The organism is Mesorhizobium sp. M8A.F.Ca.ET.161.01.1.1 (assembly GCF_004792105.1).
Lineage (GTDB): Bacteria > Pseudomonadota > Alphaproteobacteria > Rhizobiales > Rhizobiaceae > Mesorhizobium.
Map to the genome: position 1 here is coordinate 1 of NZ_SRTD01000288.1, position 327 is coordinate 327.

Annotated in this window: 1 pseudogene; it reads left to right on the forward strand. The window is 60.6% G+C overall.

Annotation, left to right across the window (positions count from 1 at the left end):
• A pseudogene (locus EN804_RS35750) lies at positions 1 to 327 on the forward strand (2-hydroxyacid dehydrogenase); the annotation flags it as partial.

Below are 327 nucleotides of genomic sequence, written 5' to 3' on the forward strand. Positions count from 1 at the left end.
GGAGGAAGAACTTGCGCAGCGCTTCACCGTGCATCGCCTGTTCGAAGTGTCAGACAGGGCCGCCTTCCTTGCTGAAAAAGGCGGCGCGATCCGCGGCGTCGTCACCGGCGGTCATATCGGCCTGCCGGCTGATATTGGTGCAGCGTTACCAAAACTTGAAATCGTTGCCATCAACGGCGTCGGCTTCGACAAGGTCGATCTGGCTGAAGCGAAGCGGCGCGGCTTTCGTGTTTCCAATACGCCTGACGTGTTGACGGCCGATGTCGCGGATCTTGCTCTGGGCCTTATTCTGGCGCAGGCGCGCAGGCTGCCGCAGGCAGACCAATA